11 protein-coding genes are annotated in these 16,736 nt (G+C 51.8%); 10 read left to right on the plus strand and 1 reads right to left on the minus strand.

Annotated elements, in window-relative coordinates; genetic code table 11:
• Window positions 1–36: 36 nt before the first annotated feature.
• Genes NSS79_RS17125 through NSS79_RS17150 form a run of 6 tightly spaced genes read left to right on the plus strand, consistent with a single transcriptional unit; the run spans window position 37 to window position 9,663 of the window.
• Window positions 37–1,068: a response regulator gene (locus NSS79_RS17125; protein ID WP_342435407.1), complete on the plus strand. Its 1,032-nt coding sequence runs from the start codon at window positions 37–39 to the stop codon at window positions 1,066–1,068.
• Window positions 1,068–2,864 carry a histidine kinase gene (locus NSS79_RS17130; RefSeq protein WP_342435408.1) on the plus strand — a complete coding sequence of 599 codons (1,797 nt, stop codon included), beginning with the start codon at window positions 1,068–1,070 and terminating at the stop codon, window positions 2,862–2,864. Before NSS79_RS17125 ends, NSS79_RS17130 begins: the two co-directional genes overlap by 1 nt.
• A 46-nt stretch (window positions 2,865–2,910) precedes the next feature.
• Window positions 2,911–3,672, plus strand: coding sequence for a glucose 1-dehydrogenase (locus tag NSS79_RS17135; RefSeq protein ID WP_342435409.1), 762 nt, complete (start codon window positions 2,911–2,913; stop codon window positions 3,670–3,672).
• Window positions 3,669–5,753 carry a heparinase II/III family protein gene (locus tag NSS79_RS17140; RefSeq protein WP_342435410.1) on the plus strand — a complete coding sequence of 695 codons (2,085 nt, stop codon included), beginning with the start codon at window positions 3,669–3,671 and terminating at the stop codon, window positions 5,751–5,753. The genes NSS79_RS17135 and NSS79_RS17140 overlap by 4 nt, the downstream gene beginning before the upstream one ends.
• 2 nt (window positions 5,754–5,755) lie before the next feature.
• A complete protein-coding gene (locus NSS79_RS17145) occupies window positions 5,756–8,050 on the plus strand; it encodes a DUF4962 domain-containing protein (RefSeq protein ID WP_342435411.1) in 2,295 nt (764 codons plus the stop codon).
• Window positions 8,051–8,106: 56 nt separating this feature from the next.
• A complete protein-coding gene (locus tag NSS79_RS17150) occupies window positions 8,107–9,663 on the plus strand; it encodes an extracellular solute-binding protein (protein WP_342435412.1) in 1,557 nt (518 codons plus the stop codon).
• Window positions 9,664–9,804: 141 nt separating this feature from the next.
• Here the strand turns inward: NSS79_RS17150 and NSS79_RS17155 are convergent, their stop codons facing one another.
• The gene (locus NSS79_RS17155) at window positions 9,805–10,479 is read right to left on the minus strand and encodes a FadR/GntR family transcriptional regulator (protein WP_342435413.1); all 675 of its coding nucleotides are present in this window, start codon (window positions 10,477–10,479) and stop codon (window positions 9,805–9,807) included.
• Window positions 10,480–10,789: 310 nt separating this feature from the next.
• Here NSS79_RS17155 and NSS79_RS17160 point away from each other — a divergent pair, with 310 nt between their 5' ends.
• From NSS79_RS17160 to NSS79_RS17175, 4 genes are read left to right on the plus strand one after another with little or no spacing between them, the layout of a single operon-like run.
• On the plus strand, window positions 10,790–11,746 hold the full coding sequence (locus NSS79_RS17160; RefSeq protein ID WP_342435414.1) for a sugar kinase: 957 nt from the start codon (window positions 10,790–10,792) through the stop codon (window positions 11,744–11,746).
• A gap of 31 nt (window positions 11,747–11,777) precedes the next feature.
• Window positions 11,778–12,443, plus strand: coding sequence for a bifunctional 4-hydroxy-2-oxoglutarate aldolase/2-dehydro-3-deoxy-phosphogluconate aldolase (locus tag NSS79_RS17165; RefSeq protein WP_342435415.1), 666 nt, complete (start codon window positions 11,778–11,780; stop codon window positions 12,441–12,443).
• A gap of 3 nt (window positions 12,444–12,446) precedes the next feature.
• The gene (gene dgoD / locus NSS79_RS17170) at window positions 12,447–13,595 is read left to right on the plus strand and encodes a galactonate dehydratase (protein ID WP_342435416.1); all 1,149 of its coding nucleotides are present in this window, start codon (window positions 12,447–12,449) and stop codon (window positions 13,593–13,595) included.
• Between the two features lie 29 nt (window positions 13,596–13,624).
• Window positions 13,625–16,627 carry a glycoside hydrolase family 2 TIM barrel-domain containing protein gene (locus NSS79_RS17175; protein WP_342435417.1) on the plus strand — a complete coding sequence of 1,001 codons (3,003 nt, stop codon included), beginning with the start codon at window positions 13,625–13,627 and terminating at the stop codon, window positions 16,625–16,627.
• Window positions 16,628–16,736 lie beyond the last annotated feature (109 nt).

The following is a 16,736-nucleotide window of genomic DNA, read 5'->3' on the forward strand; positions in this document are numbered from 1 at the left end:
CATGTAGCGAGACGAATCGGAAGGTGGTATCCATGGATGAGATGTGTATTGATCGTAGACGACGAGCCCATGATTCGAAAGGGACTTTCTATCATGATCTCTCAATGCGGCGGGCATCCGTATAACATCAAGCTGGCCCAGAATGGAGAAGAGGCAATTCAGCTCATTATGGAGGAAGCGCCGGATTTTCTGTTTACAGATATCCGTATGCCTAAGGTAGACGGACTGGAGCTGTGCCGGCGATTGTCGGAGATGGAGACGGATATTCAGACCGTTGTCGTCTCAGGCTATGGAGATTTTGAATACGCCCGCCAATGCGTGTCTTATGGAGTGAAAGAATATCTCCTGAAACCTGTAAGCAAAGGGAGCCTTCAAAATGTGATCGCCAAATTAGAGGCGAATAGAGTGAAGCTGGAGAGCTTTGTCTCTGTCGCCAAACTCGATGAATGGGTCGTGCGTATGGATGATGCCATCTGGACCTTGGATAAAGAGAAGCTTCACCTTGTATTAAAGGAATGGGAAACGGACTTCCTCCAGAGGAAGATGAGCCGAAGCCAGCAAAAAGAACTTCTGGAAGAGGGCTACACCTTGCTCGTGAAGAGGCTCCATATCAATTCGGTCACACCCCGTAAAAGCGTGCTGGACTTGTCCGCAGCATCCGGACCTGATCAGTTATTCCACTGCTTCGCAGAAGCGTCGGCAGCTATACTGGAAGAGCTTCGGATCAAGCGCAAGGGCAAGGCAAAGGACCCGATAGAGGAAGCTAAAGCTTTCATAGAAAAACATCTCGCCCAGGAAGTATCGCTGGAGGAGGTGGCGGAGGTGCTTGGTCTGAATGCCTCTTACTTCAGCCAGTTGTTCAAACATTCGACAGGAGAAACCTTTGTACACTACCGCATTAAACGCAGAATGGAGAAGGCCAAAAGACTGCTTGCCGATGCAAGCTATCGGATAACCGATATTTCCTATGAGGTCGGATATGCGGACCACCCCCATTTTACGAAGACGTTCAAGAAGTTCACGGGGCAGGCTCCCTCCGAGTACCGCAACCGGCTGGGAATTGATTGATGAGAAAGAGCCTGTCGAACAAGCTGTTTGCCTCATTTCTGACCGTCATTGTTCTATCCTTGGCCATGGTAGGGTTTATCTCTTATTTTCAGGCTTCGGCTGAGCTTGATAAATCTTCGGAGAAGTCCATTGCCCAAGTGATCAGGAGCGCGTCCTATCAAACGGACCTGTATTTGCAAAATTATGAAAAGGCCAGCGATTCCATCCTGTCCTACAATCAGGTCAAACAGTTCCTGGATATGGACCCGGAGGACAGCTACTCTTATTATCAATATACAAATGACATACAGAAGGATTTATTTCGGTCTTTATTCATTCTTTATCCTCAAATTAACCTGATGTACGTTATTGGTGAACACGGCAAGGCCATTAGCGACGATAACTCATATCAGGCGTATAGCCTGAAGTTCCATCCGCTGGAACGCTACCGGTTCTTAAGCGAGCACACGCCGGAGAGCGGCCGCATCACCATTCTCAACACGAATGTGATGAATGAAGGGGATCAGAACATTATAACGATGGTCCGCCGGATCAGAGGGGTCTCATCCTATCACCCCAAAGGCATAGTGGCTATCGAATTCAAGGCAGAAGACCTGGCCCGTATATGGGAACCTCTTGATCTGGGACAAGGCGGGTCCTTCTTTATCATGGACGAATTCGGCAAACTCCTATATCAGCCCGAAGGAAATGAGAACCATCCAGGGTTATCTGCCGGTCACATCCGAAATGTATTTCAGCACCCTAATGACTCTGTTGTGGAGAAGGTAGACGGGAAAGAGTATTTGTTCGTGTCGAGAAAATCCGATTATTCCAAATGGCAGCTTGTGGTATCCATACCGGTTGGCGAGCTGCGCAAGCCCATCTCTACCATTCGTACGACCACGCTGGTTGTAGGAGTTCTCACCCTTATCGGTACTTTGTTGCTTGCCACCTGGTTCGGACGATCCATCACGAAGCCGATCCTGATTCTCAAGGAGGGCATGAGGCAGACGGAAAAAGGTAATTGGCGCAGGCTTGAGATGAACGGCCGTCAGGATGAGCTGGGGGGATTGATGCACAGCTACAATCTTATGGTATCCAGGCTGTCCGAAATGATCGAGCGGGTATATGAAGCGGAGCTTACAACCCAGAAGGAGGCCCTGGAGCGTCATCAGGCTGAATTTCAGGCACTTCAGCTGCAGATTAACCCGCACTATCTGTATAACACGTTAGAAACTATTAAATGCTACGCCGTTGTTCAGGATTCGGACGAAATTACAGAAATAGTGGAGGCCATGGCGTTCATGCTTCGTTACTCTATCCAGACCAATCTGGAGGAGATTACGATTGCCAATGAGCTTAATCATGTACTGAGCTACATGACGATTCTCAAGCACCGGAACGGCAGGGAATTCGAAATTGATGTTGTGATTCCGCCGACGCTGCTGCTGGCCAAGATGGTCAGGCTGACACTTCAGCCTTTGATTGAAAATATTTTCCAGCACGCGTTTCCCGATGGGATTGAAGACAGGCATTATATTCGTATCGACGCCAGGATAGAAGGGGACAGGTTTCTCGTTCTCGTAGAGGATAACGGAGCAGGGATGTCCCGGGAACGGCTAGATAAACTCCGCGAGAAGCTGAACCTGAACCAGCTGGCGGATACGGAAGGCGACTCTCTCTATCATCGAGGTGGGATCGGGCTGATGAACGTCCACCGGAGAATCCAAATGGTATTCGGAGAACAGTACGGGTTAAGCGTCGAAAGTGAAGAGAATGAAGGAACACGGATGATCCTATCCATGCCTGCGGAGTGAAAATACGGATGATTAAGAAAAAAACTACTACTTGGAGGAATATGTAATGAAAATTGATTTGACTGGTAAAATCGCGCTGGTTACAGGGTCCAATGCAGGGATAGGCCGGCAAATTCTAGAGACGCTTGCAGCTTCCGGCGCCAAAGCCGCCGTAAACTATCTGTACGGTTCTCCGGAGGAAACGGTCGAAGCCGTCCGCCAGGCTGGAGGAGAAGCTTATGCATTTCAGGCGGATGTCACAAATCCAGCCCAGCTGGACAACATGGTGAAGGAAATAGAGGCGCAATTCGGCGGAACCATCGATATCCTCGTCAACAATGCCGGAGGTATGGTCAAGCGGGTTCCCAATACCGAAATGGACGAAGAACATTACAACAAGGTGATGGACGTCAATTTTAAATCATGCGTGTTTGCCTGCAAAGCAGTTGCAGCGGGAATGATCGCTAAGAAAAGCGGTAAAATCATCAATGTATCCTCTCTCGCGGCTCATGACGGCGGAGGACCGGGCGCTTCCATCTATGCAGCAGGCAAAGCGGCGGTATGGTCTTATACCAAGGGGCTTGCCAAAGAGCTCAGTCCTCACGGGATTAATGTAAACGCTATCTCTCCCGGATTTATCGGTCAGACCGCATTCCATGCCACCTTTACTGCAGATGCGGCAAGACAGGCGACAATTGCAAAGATTCCATTGGGCCGGGAAGGCGCACCGCAGGATGTGAGCAACGTGACACTCTTCCTCGCTTCAGAGCTGTCGGATTATCTGACTGGCGAAATCATTGAAATTAACGGAGGCTTGTTCATGCGATGATGAACCTTAAGGAGAAAGCAGACACTTTTTCCTGGGTTGGCCCTGTGGTGGATAAATTGAAGAGGGAGCTGGACCTTTTCCGGGAAGAAGAGATTCGGCTTCCGGCAGAACCCGGCGGCTGGTGGCACCAATATGTGTGCCCCCGGCATCATACCGAGCTGATCTTTGATGCTGCGGAGCAGGACGCGTTTGTCTTTACTTGTCCCCAAGGCTGCAAGCTGGAAGGCGAGCCTTACCGGGGAGCCTGGCTGGTATACCGGCATCAGGCGATAGCGCGTTACGCACTGCAGGCTGCCGCGGTATTCGCCGCAGACGGGGAAGACTTCTATAGCGGCTTGGCCCAGAGGATTCTTGTCGGATATGCGGAGCAGTTCCCGCTGTATCCGGTTCATCCCGATGCCCAACCCTGGATGCTTAGCGGCCGTGCCTTTCATCAGGCGCTGACGGAAGCGATCTGGTCCACCACACTTATTCGGGCCTATCTGCTTCTTGTGGACCATGGAGTAACGTTCACGGAAGAGGAAGAGTTGAAACTGCAGGTGTTCTTCACGATGCTGGAGGAGAGCATGGAGCAATACCGTCACATTCTCATTCACGAGAAGAAGAATGCAGAGAACAATTATACCGCATGGCTGAACGCCAGCCTGGCCTGTGTATATGCCGCCAAAGGTACCCGGGAAAAACTCGGTTCCCTGCTGGAGGGGGAAGGCGGCTTCTATCATCATCTGACTATCGGCGTCAAGCCGGACGGCTTTGAATTTGAAGGCAGCACGTACTACCATATTTTTGTACTGCGGGCTTACCTCATAGCAGCCGAGATGGCCGGACGCTTCGGAGTTGACCTATATGATGCCAAAGGAGCGCAGGGACAATCCATCCGCGGTATGTTTCAGCTGCTGGTCGAGCTTAGCGGCGACAACGGGGAGCTTCCAGCTGTGCATGATGGTCCTTATGCACGTGTTCCTTTCGCGCGGGAAATCATTGAAGTACTTGAAATAGGGTGTACGGCTTACAAAGACCCCACCTTTCAGCCTATACTGGCGAATGCTTACCGGTATTTATACGGACAGGAAGAGCGGAGCGGTCTGGAGGCGGTGCTGTATGGAGAAGGAGAGCGTAAGGTGCTTCATTCCGCCTCCCGGGCAAGGGCTTCTATCCTGCTGCCGGATTCGGGCTTCGCCGTGCTCCGTCATCCGGGCAACCCGCTGTCCGTACTGGCAGACTTCGGTGAGCATGGCGGATCTCATGGGCATTATGACAAGCTTCATATCACGATTATGCACCGGTTGGGAGAGGTTGCTCCCGAGCTGGGCATGGTTCCTTACGGTTCTATTTTGCGCAAGGAATGGTATGCCGAAACCGCGAGTCATAACACGGTCACCATCGGAGGCTGCTCTCAAGCAGCCCATACAGGTAGCTGCAGAAAATTCCGGCAGGAAAGCGACGATACGTACTTATGGATCCGCTCGGATGGCGCCTATGAAGGAGCGGTTCTCGACCGGCATCTTTTGTTGACTGACGGTTGGCTGCTGGACTGGTTTCATGTTGAGCAGGCAACGGACCGGAAGCAGCATCAGGAGGTGGACTTATGGTTACATCCAACAGGAGATTTGCTGTTACCGGTGGAGTCCCGCCGTATCCGGAAGGACTCCCCGGCAGTCCTCGGACAGGAAGCGGGCTACGGTTCGGTAGAGGTACTGTCCGTACTGCAGAATGAGACGGACTGTGCATTAAGCGCCGGGTGGAGCAGCCGTTATGATGGAGTGGGCCACGATGCGGAATATGAAGTCTCCGCGTGCACTCTGCTGGCACCCGGCTCCATTCTGCATGAAATCCGCACACCGGGTGTTGCTGAAGACCCGAGCAGTCTGATCCGGGGCATCATGCTTCGGCACAAAGGCCCGTCGGTTGAATTTATTACAGTTTATCGGGCCGGTCATGAATCTGCTTCACTAAAGCTTGTGAGTCAGGCGGGTGAAGAGGCCCGAATCCAGATAGAAACAAACGGGCAAAGAGTTATCTACTGCCTGAATCCCAAAATGGGACTGATTCAGGAAGAGTCCCTGAATACGGAGGAGTAGAGATGTCAGAACCTTTATTTCAACCTGCCAGCGGCGTACTCGACCTGCCTTATGGGCCTGATGAACATTCGGCTGTTGGAGAGAACCCGCCGCGTTTTACATGGATGCCCGCAAGTCTGGAAGAAGGGAAGTATGAGCTGCAGATCTCCTCAAACAAAGAGTTTGAGCCTGAATACACGCTGACCTACAGTCAAATTCCCTATAATCTGTTTACTCCGGACAAACCGCTGGAACCAGGCATGTATTATTGGCGGTACACTCTTATCGGAGAGAACGATATCCGTTCCGAGTGGAGCAAAGTAAGAGCTTTCGTGGTTGCAGATGAGCTGCCGCTAACGCCTCTGCCATCCAGAACAGAACGGTATACCGCTGCTTCCGGCAATCATCCGCGGCTTTGGCTCCAGGCGGAACAACTTGAGTCCTACCGGGAAAGCATCCGCCAAGACCCTGAGTTAACAGGCTGGGCTGATTTCCTCAAGCATTCCGTACTGCCCTGGACAGAACGTCCGCTTATTCCCGAGCCTGCACCGTATCCGGATAACAAGCGTGTCGCCAAGCTATGGCGGCAGATGTATATGGACTGTCAAGAAGTTTTCTATGCTGTTCGGCATTTAGCCATAGCAGGGGTTGTGCTGGAGGACGAAGGTCTTATCGCTAAAGCCAGAGAGTGGCTGCTTCATGCTGCAAGCTGGAACACGGAGGGTACCACCAGCCGGGACTACAATGATGAATGCTCCTTTCGCATAGCCGGAGCGTTGGCATGGGGCTATGATTGGCTGCACAGCTCTCTGACAAAAGAGGAACGGCTAATGGTACGGCAGGCACTGCTGCGGAGAACCGGTCAGATCGCCTTCCACGTCATCGAACGCTCCCGAATTCATCAAGTGCCTTATGACAGTCATGCCATCCGTTCTTTATCCTCCGTGCTCGTTCCCTGCTGTATTTCCATGTTGGGCGAGGAGGAGGAAGTTCAGGAATGGCTTGATTATACGCTGGAGTACTTCTCCGCCATGTATACTCCATGGGGTGGCAAGGATGGCGGCTGGGCCGAAGGCCCGATGTATTGGACCACTCAGATGGCTTTCGTTACGGAGGCGCTTAATCTGGTCCGCAAATACATGGGCATCAACTTCTATGAGCGTCCCTTCTTCCGCAAAACCGGCGACTTTCCGCTCTATTGCTTCAGCCCGGATACTTTGAGGGCCAGCTTCGGAGATCAATCGTCGCTGGGAGATCCGGTCAGTCTCAAGACGGGCTTCAATATCCGCCAGTTTGCCGGTTTAACGGGAAATGGACAATACCAATGGTACTATGAACGGACAAAGGAATTGAATCCCTATAGCCAGATGATCTTCTATAACTACGGCTGGTGGGATTTCCGGTTCGATGAGATGGTTTACCGCACGGATTATCCGCAGGTTCCTTCAGAACCACCGGTGGCCGCAGAGCCTCTCAAGTGGTTTCAGGATGTTGGCTGGGTCGCCATGCATCACCGGATGGAAGCTCCGCAGGAACATATCATGATGCTGGCCAAGAGCAGCCGTTATGGTTCCGTGAGCCATAGCCACGGGGATCAGAACGCCTTCCTGCTGCATGCCTTCGGCGAGCCTCTGGCTATCGAAAGCGGCCATTACGTCGCATTCAACAGTACCATGCATATGCAGTGGCGCAAGCAGACCCGCTCCAAAAACGTAATTCTTATTGACGGAAAGGGCCAATATGCCGGCACGGACAAGTCGAAGAACATGGCAGCCTACGGCAAGGTGCTGAAAGCGTCCACTGCACCTGGGATCAGCTACACGCAAATGGATGCAACGGAAGCCTACCGGGAGAATGTACCCTATATCAAACGGTATGTGCGGGAGATCTACTTTTTTGACAACGCTTATTTTGTCATTACAGATAGTGTCGATCTGGAGCGTCCCGGAAAATTGGATTGGTTGTTCCATACGCTCTATCCCATGAAGTTAAAGGACCAAACCTTCAAAGTAAATGGCCAAAAAGCTCAAATGGAGGGCAGGTTTGTCTACAGCTCCTCCGGAGATATGGCGCTTAGTCAAAACAATCAATTTACCGATGTAGATCCGAAGGAATGGGAAGGGCTGCCCGAGCACTGGCATTTGACCGCATCCACCCAAGAGGTTATAAGCCATCGGATCGTTACGCTTCTGATTCCCCAAAAATCTGGAAGCCGGGATTACGTATCATACTTCATGGACGATCAGGACCATGGGGTTCATGTTTACTTTACCCATCAGGGGGTTACCCGCCGGGTTGAGATTCCTAAAGCATATTAGTCTAAAAAACATTTTCATTTGCGTATGGCACCCCATTGTACAAGGAGAGGGTTATCATGAAAAAATGGATTGGCGTCTGTCTGACTGCTTTATTGGCTGCTACAGCCGTTGCAGGTTGCGCGGACAAGGACAAAGAAGAGACTGCCAGAGGCGCGTCAAATGCGCCGCAGAAAACTAAATTCTCCATCTCGATGCGGACACTGGCTTTTAACTATGTTGAGAAATCACCTAATCTGAATAAGGATAAATGGGTGAAAAAACTGGAGGAGATGACAAACACCGATCTGGACATTGTGCTGGTGCCTCATAAAGAATTCGAGCAGAAAATGGTTCAGATGTTTGCCACTAACGATATTCCGGATGTGGTTCAAGGCTCGGGCGGTGTAAACGGCAAGGAAATGGCCGGTTCCGTTGAAGCCGGCGTGTTCATGCCCTTGGATGATCTGCTTGAGCAACACGGTCAGAACCTGTTGAAAGTAATCCCGAAGGAAGCCTGGGAAAACGTCACCTATCAAGGAAAAATCTACGCGATACCTGAGTTCCTGTCCAATCCGTCCCGTCGCGCGACTTGGATTCGCAAGGACCTGCTGGATCAAACCGGCTTGCAGGTTCCAAAAACAGTCGATGAGTACTTGAATGTGCTGCGGGCTTTTAAAAAACTGGGTGTTGATAACCCTTACATGGGCCGCCAGGATTTCAAATATGCCGATGCTTTCTTTGGCGCTTATGATGTTTTTCCGTACCTGACGATGTTCGAGGAAGTAAACGGCCAGGTTCAGCCGAAGTTTATGGATAACGAAAATATGATGAAGGCGTTACAAACATACAACACCATGTATAAAGAGGGGTTGATCAACAAGGAATTCGCCACCATCAACCCGACCAACTACAAGAATGCGATTCTCTCAGGCAACGCGGGCATGTGGACGATGAATGCCAACGAGCTGCTGCAGTGGGAGCAGCAATTGAAGGCTACAACGCCATCCGCCAAGCTGGAGATTATCCCGTCGCCAGTTGGCCCAGACGGAAAAGGCGGCTCTTATTTGTACGGCTCCGCTACGCGCACCTACTTTATCAAGGAAGGCACGAAAAATGCTGCGGATATTGTGAAATTCTTTGACTGGATGCTGAGCGAAGAGGCGGAAACCTTCTTTACCTTCGGGATCAAGGGCGAATCCTACAAGGAAGAGAACGGCAAAATCGTATATACGGCCCCCACGGATTCCGCTGCCATAGATGAAGAGCGCTACCGTCAGTCTTTCCTGTGGCTGGTGCAAGACACCACTTATAACAAGGGTGTCCTGAACATGACGGAAGAAGGCAAAAACCTGATCAAAGTATATGATACGATTCTGGCTAATGAAGGCCGGGACGGGATTCAATTCGACCCGCGTCTGGACGCACTGGTGAAGAATCCGGACATCGCGCCCAACTCGGACACGGCTCCTCCGGTGCTGCTGACGCATATGGTGAAGATGGTGTATGGCAAGGAACCCATCAGTGACTGGCCGAAGGTTGTGGAAGAGTGGCTTTCCAAGGGCGGCGAGGACGTCATCAAGGAAGCTACGGAAAAATACAACTCTAAAACCGGCGTCACCATGCCCCGCAGATAAGATTGCCCTCCTGACGGTTCTAACCGGTGCGGATGCCAGTTCTTCGGATGAGGTATCTATTGCTACAGAGAGCTTATAGGCGTGTTAAACAAGCTGTCGAGATTAATCTCGGCAGCTTATTTGCAGCGTCACAGGGTGAATCTACTTCTTCAGGGTTGTCAGCATACTCTGGATATGGCTCTCCATTAGCTGCCGGGCTGTTTCGCTTTGTCGTTCCTCGATGGCAATGGCGATCAGAATATGATAATTGGAAGCTTTCGTCCGCATATTGGGCAGCGTATTAGTCTGCTTGCGCCCTTCGGCCAGCAATGGAAGAATCGAATTCAGCATCCGCGCCACTACCGGATTTGCTGCCCCTTCGGCGATTAACTGATGAAAGGCAAGGTCTGTCTCGAAGAAGGGGCTACCTTCCTCCATTTGCCGCACCATTCGCTCTGCCAGTACCCGCAGCCTGCGGATCTGATCGTCATCGGCCCGCTTCGCGGCCAGAGCGGCAAGCTCAGGCTCAATGAGCAGTCTAGCTTCCAGCAGATCCACTATCGAAATGTTTTCCAATTCCTCTAGGGCTACCGCCGGATCATCCAAGAGCAGCGGATCGTTTCGTACATACATCCCTCGTCCGTGCTCAATGCTGACATTCCCCTGACTCTCTAATATCCGCAGCGCTTCGCGTACTGTAGTAACGCTAACGGAAAATTCAGCAGCTAGCTGCTGCAGAGTAGGGAGCCGATCCCCCGGAGCCCATTCCCCATCGAGGATTTTCTGTTTCATAAGCTCTATTGTAGCCTGAAACGCGGTCTGTTTGATCTGTTTCATGTTTAGCCGTCCTTATCACTTGGAATGAATTCATTTTAGCATAGGAGCTTCTTGAGGATAAGCAGATATGCCTAAGTATTGATTTAGTATTGATTTAGTATTGACTAGTAAACAACAAGATAATATGATTGTAACATAAAGATCGTATCTATGTCGTAAAGACAATTACATTTCACGTTAAAAACAATGAATCGTACAGGTTATTTTGTGTAATAAGGCAAAAAAGTAAGTGATTTAATTTTACCCAAGAATAAAGATATGATCTTTATGCAGAAACTCTATCAGTGATGAAGCAGAAGGAGGAGAGGCAATGGAGGTAGTAACCTTTGGGGAAACCATGGTACTTCTGGCACCGGACCGGATGGTTCCCCTGGAGTATGTGAACGGCTTTCACAAGCATGTTGCCGGAGCCGAGACCAATGTGGCAGTTGGGCTTGCCCGTATGGGGCATACTGTGGGCTGGTTCAGCAAGCTCGGAAATGATCCATTTGGACGCTATATTAGGCAGGTCGTAAGAGGACATGGCGTTGATACTTCCGAAGTCAGGATTACAGACGAAGCGCCGACGGGAGTGTTTTTCAAAGAACAAATATCCCCGGACAAAATACAGGTGTACTACTACCGCAAACAATCGGCTGCCAGCCTGATGCACGAGGATGAGCTTAATGAGGTTTATGTTGGCAAAGCCCGCATCCTGCATGTTACCGGCATTACTCCGGCGCTTAGCCCGGAGTGCAGGAAATTAACCTTTCGGGCCCTTGAAGCGGCAAAAAAACACGGTGCGGCCATTGTGTTTGATCCCAATATCCGCTGGAAGCTTTGGAACAGAGAAGAAGCCTGCGTTGTGCTTAACGAAATGGCGGCACTTGCCGACTACGTGCTGCCCGGTATTGAGGAGGGACAGTTTCTGACAGGATGCTGTACGCCTGCAGACATCGCAGATCGTCTGCTGAAATCCGGCGCCGGTGCTGTCGTAATCAAGCTCGGCGCCAACGGGGCTTATTACAGTAACGGACGAATCGCGGGAAATGAGCCAGGGTTTCCGGTGAAACGGCTCATTGATCCGATGGGGGCCGGAGACGGTTTTGCTGCCGGATTTATAAGCGGATTGCTGCAAGGGGAGGACCTGCCCTCAGCGGTGCGACGCGGCAACGCGGTAGGTTCCATTGTTGTCGGGGTAAGCGGCGATGTGGAAGGTCTTCCGACACGGCAGGATGTAGATCTTCTCCTGGCAGGGGGATCCGACATGGAGGATATTATCCGGTAAATGAGAGGCATTCCAAAGGAGGAGGAAAGAAATGGACAAAAAAATTCAGATTGAGCGGTTGATAACTTCCGGTCTGGTAGCCGTTATTCGCAGACCTGAGCCTGAAAGGGTGGATAAAATTGCCGCGGCACTGGCAGATGGCGGTGTCGGGGCGCTGGAGATTACAGCCGATACGCCGGAAGTGAACAGGTTGATCGCGGACATAAAGGCGAAATATGGAGATCGCCTGCTGGTGGGAGCAGGTACGGTGCTGAAGTTGACGCAGGCCGAGCAGGCTCTCGCGGCAGGAGCCGATTTTATTTTTTCGCCAAATTTGAATGAGGCGATTGTGGAGCTGACCTTAAAGTACGGGCGAATCTCCATCCCAGGCGTAATGACGCCGACCGAAGCTGTCAGAGGGCACGAAGCTGGTGCAGACCTGCTTAAGGTGTTCCCCGGCGGTTCGCTGGGCGCCTCCTACATAAAGGAACTGCAGGGGCCCCTTGGTCATATCCGGATGATGCCGACAGGAGGGGTGACACTTGCGAATGTCGGCTCCTTCATTGCCGCCGGATCTGTTGCTGTCGGTTTAGGAAGCGCTCTCGTAGACCGGAAAGCGGTGGAGCAGGGCGACTATGGGAAGATAACAGAGACGGCCCGCCTATTTGCGAACGAAGTCAGCAAGGCCAGATTGAACAACACAAAAGGAGCTAAATAATCGATGAAAATAACCGGATTTGAAACCTTTATCGTTCCTCCCCGCTGGCTGTTTCTGAAGATTGAAACCGATGAGGGCATATCCGGCTGGGGAGAGCCGGTGGTCGAAGGTAAGGCTCACACTGTTCAGACCGCAGTGGAAGAGATGATGGATCTTTTGATCGGACAGGATCCTCAGCGGATTGAAGACCTATGGCAGTTGATGTACCGGGGAGGTTTTTATCGTGGCGGGGCTATTTTAATGAGCGCGATAGCCGGGATCGATCAGGCGTTGTGGGATATTAAAGGGAAAATCTACAATGCGCCCGTGTACCAGCTGCTCGGCGGCGCTTGCCGCAATTCAATGCGGGTTTACTCCTGGATAGGCGGAGACCGCCCCATCGATGTCGTCAAATCTGCTCTGGAGAAAAAAGCCGCCGGTTTCACGGCGATTAAGATGAACGCCTCGGAAGAGATGCAGTTTATTGATACACATGACAAGGTGTATGCAATCGTTGAGCGGGTCGCCGCCATTCGGGAGGCCTGTGGACCGGAATTCGGGATCGCTGTCGATTTTCACGGGCGGCTTCACAAACCGATGGCAAGGGGACTGGCCAGAGAGCTGGATCCGTACCGTCTGATGTTCATTGAAGAGCCGGTGCTGCCGGAAAACAACGAAGTACTGCGGGAAATCGCACATCATACCAGCACTCCGATCGCGACGGGTGAGCGCATGTTCTCACGCTGGGATTTTAAAAATTTGCTGAAGGATGGGGTGGTCGATATTATTCAGCCCGACCTGTCCCATGCGGGCGGCATCACGGAATGCAAGAAAATATTCGCCATGGCCGAGGCGTTCGATGTTGCGGTCGCTCCGCACTGTCCGCTTGGGCCGATCGCTCTTGCCGCCTGTCTTCAGGTGGATGCGACGTCTTATAATGCGGTCATTCAGGAACAAAGCCTCGGCATCCATTATAATGAAGGAAATGACCTGCTGGATTATATCACCGATCCTACCGTCTTTGCCTACAGTGACGGTCATGTCAATATTCCTTCCGGACCGGGTCTTGGCATTACGGTGAACGAGGAGTATGTGCGGAAGATGGCGGAGACGGGCCACCGTTGGAGAAATCCGGTATGGCGGCATCGGGACGGCAGCATTGCTGAGTGGTAAGACCTATAACAATATTCAGGAGGATGGTCATGTCATTTATTCCGAATTACTGGGAAGATACCGAGACGCTGCAGATTAACAGGAAAGCAGCCAGAGCTTATTATATCCCTTACGCGTCAGCTGCAGACGCGCTCCGCAGAAAGCGGGGGCGTTCCCCGTATTATCAGACGCTGAACGGCCGCTGGAAGTTTAAATATCACACCAGTGTCAGAGAGGTCAAGGAAGATTGTGTGGCCCCTGACCATGACATTAGCCGATGGGATGATCTGGTGGTTCCGTCCTGCTGGCAAGTTAACGGTTATGATCAACTGCATTACACGAACATCAACTATCCCTTTCCGTTTGACCCGCCCTTCGTGCCCAATGATAATCCTGCCGGACTTTATATCAGGGAGTTCACACTGCCGGATAATTGGAACGGCAAGGAGAAGGTTGCGGTATTTGAAGGAGTCAATTCCTGCTTCTACCTGTGGGTGAACGGACAATTTGTTGGCTACAGCCAAGGAAGCCGGATGCCGGCCGAATTTGATGTATCGACTTATGTCCGTCCTGGTGTGAACCGGATGGCTGTCATGGTGCTGAAATGGTGCGACGGAAGTTATGTGGAGGATCAGGATCTTTGGAGATTCTCTGGTATTTTCCGGGACGTCTACCTGCTTGCCAGGGAGTCCGCTCATATCTCCGATGTATTCAACCGCACGTCTCTGTCCGCAAGCTTCGATAGTGCGGAGCTAAACTGCGAGGTGGAGACAACAGGCAGGCTTGAGGTTGAAGCTGTTCTGCAGGATGCAGACGGTGCTGAGATAGAGCGGACGCAGGCCGTGATCGAAGGCCAAGGTACGCTGAAGCTGCATGTGCAAAATCCCGTGCTGTGGAATGCAGAGAACCCGCATTTATACCATTTATACTTGTTCGCAGGTGATGAAGTACTGCATTTTCCCGTAGGCTTACGCGAAATATCCATTCAGGATGGCGTGTTCACGATCAACGGTCAAGCGGTAAAGCTTAAGGGTGTCAATCGTCATGACTCCCACCCGGAGCTTGGACAGACGATTCCGGTCAATCATATGATCAAAGATTTGCGGCTGATGAAACAGCATAATATCAATACCATTCGAACCTCGCATTACCCGAACGACTCCCGTTTTCTGGAGCTCTGTGACGAATACGGCTTCTATGTGATCGGAGAAGCCGATCTGGAATGTCATGGCGCGCTTCCTGCAGGGGACTTCAACTGGTTCACGCGCAACCCCGAGTGGGAGAAAACTTTTGTCGAGCGGGCAACACGGATGGTGGAGCGGGATAAGAACCACCCATGTATCATCATTTGGTCCATGGGCAACGAATCCGGTTATGGAGAGAACCATATGGCAATGGCCCGCTGGACCAAAGCAAGGGACGCTTCACGTCCTATTCACTACGAGGGTTCGGATCCCCGCCACGGCGGCAGCCCGGATACGGAGGTGCTCGACATGGAGAGCCGGATGTATGCCTCCAGCGGGGCGATTGCAGCGTACGCGTCCGATCCGGATACGACCAAACCGATGTTTCTGTGTGAATACAGCCATGCCATGGGCAACGGGCCCGGTGATTTGCAGGATTACTGGGATGTGATCAACCGGTATCCGAAGCTGATGGGTGGATGTGTCTGGGAATGGGTGGATCATGGCATCAAGATTATGAAACACGGACGGCCTTATTATGCTTATGGGGGAGATTTCGGCGATCAGCCTAATGACGGCAACTTCTGCATTGACGGTCTGGTTGCCCCCGACCGGAAGCCGCATTCCGGACTGCTGGAACTCAAGCAGGTGATTGCACCCGTTATATTTGAAGCCAAAGAAATCGGATCGGGGCTCATAGAAATTCACAACCGCTATGATTTCAGAGATCTATCTCATGTGAGAGTTCTGTGGAAATTGGAAAAGGACGGTGAAACGGTAAGTCAAGGTGAAATCAGCGGTTTGTCGGCCGGCCCTCACGGCTCGCAGACAATCGAAGCTGGTTTCGGGATTCCGGAGGAGCCGGGAAGGTACTTTGTTACTCTGTCGTGCAGGACGGCGAAAGAAACCTGGTGGGCATCACCCGGCCATGAAATTTCCTTCGGCCAGTTTGAACTGCCGGCTCCGCAGCGTGAGCTGTTCCAACCCGAGGCCCGGTCACCTCTCCAGGTGGAGCGCCGGGACGACCGGCTTGTCATCACGGGCTTCGATTTTGAATATGGCTTTAATCTTGGCGCCGGCATGTTTGACAGCCTGGTCAAGAACGGAGTGGAGATGCTGCTTGCGCCGCTTTCTTTTGCGGTATGGCGCGCCCCGGCGGATAATGACCGGTTCGTGAAGCACGAATGGATGCAGGAGGGGTATGAACGGGCTGTAACCCATATTTACCGCGTGGACACGATCCGGCAGGACGGTGAAGCCGTAGAACTGGAAGCGTTCTTCTCGATGGGAGGCTATTTACGTCCGCCGTTCTTACGGGGAACGTTCCGCTGGAAGGTGGACGCAACAGGAGAGCTTTATCTCCGTACTAACGTAACGACCAGAGACGGTATTCCATTCTTGCCCCGGTTCGGGCTGTGCGCTGTGATGCCGGAAGGGAATGAGGAGATCGAATATTTCGGCAGGGGTCCCCATGAAAGCTACATCGACAAGGGACATAGCACTAAAATAGGAAAATACCTGACTACCGTCGATGAGCAGTTTGTGGATTATATCATGCCGCAGGAGAACGGTTCCCACAATGAAACGGAATGGATTATTGTCTCGAATGAGCTCGGCATGGGACTGAGATTCCGGAGTGACCGTCCATTCTCCTTCAATGCATCGCATTATACACCGGAGGATCTGACCCAAACCTCGCATCAATACGATCTGGCCCGCAGGCCGGAGACAATTGTTCATCTGGATTATCAGATGAGCGGCGTAGGCTCCAATTCCTGCGGTCCCGCGCTGCTGGCTCCCTACAGGCTGGATGAGAAGGAGTTCCAGTTTGAGCTGAATATTGCACCGGTGTTCAAAGAAGACGAATAAACCGGGATTAACCGGATTTGCAGAAATAGGCAAGGGGGACCGGATCACGTAGATCCGGTTGCCCTTTTTACGCTTTGGTAAGGCCAGTCGATGCTGTGGAGGGAACGGA

It is taken from the genome of Paenibacillus sp. FSL L8-0436 (assembly GCF_038593025.1).
Classification (GTDB): domain Bacteria; phylum Bacillota; class Bacilli; order Paenibacillales; family Paenibacillaceae; genus Paenibacillus_AQ.